Origin of the sequence: Acinetobacter sp. TUM15064, from assembly GCF_008980265.1 — a bacterium.
Taxonomy (GTDB): Bacteria; Pseudomonadota; Gammaproteobacteria; order Pseudomonadales; family Moraxellaceae; genus Acinetobacter.
Genome location: NZ_BKFU01000220.1, coordinates 1 through 447, shown reverse-complemented (window position 1 = coordinate 447; position 447 = coordinate 1). Strand labels below are relative to the sequence as shown.

The following is a 447-nucleotide window of genomic DNA, read 5'->3' as shown; positions in this document are numbered from 1 at the left end:
ATCCAGATACCTTTACAGAATGGACAGGTATGAAAAGATGGCCGGGTGGTTTTATTCAAACGCTAGTCACTAAAACTGATGATCAGCATCGCGCAGGCAAAGGGATTGTTTGGCTAAACAATGATAAAGAAATCGTGGAAGGGCAGCCGACCACAGATTTTGCCCATTTGATTGGCATGGTAGATGCGGCAAACGGCATTGTCCCAAGACAAGAAGGCGAATTTACTTGGGGCTTTCCAAATCTTGATTTGCAAATCCACATGCACCGTTATCCGCAAGGGAAATGGCTAGGTCCGGAAACCGTTCAGCAATATGGTTCGGATGGGATTGGTTTAACCAGTGCAGTTTTACATGACGTACATGGTCCATTTGGACGAAGCGGGCAGATTTTGACTTTACGTAAAATGGCTAAATAAATTTTTGAGCCAATAAAAAAGTCATCCCTAA

Annotated in this window: 1 pseudogene; it reads left to right on the top strand. The window is 43.6% G+C overall.

The features are described 5' to 3' along the window. Nucleotides 1-416, top strand: a pseudogene (locus GBI16_RS18510) (acyl-CoA thioesterase domain-containing protein); the annotation flags it as partial. Nucleotides 417-447 lie beyond the last annotated feature (31 nt).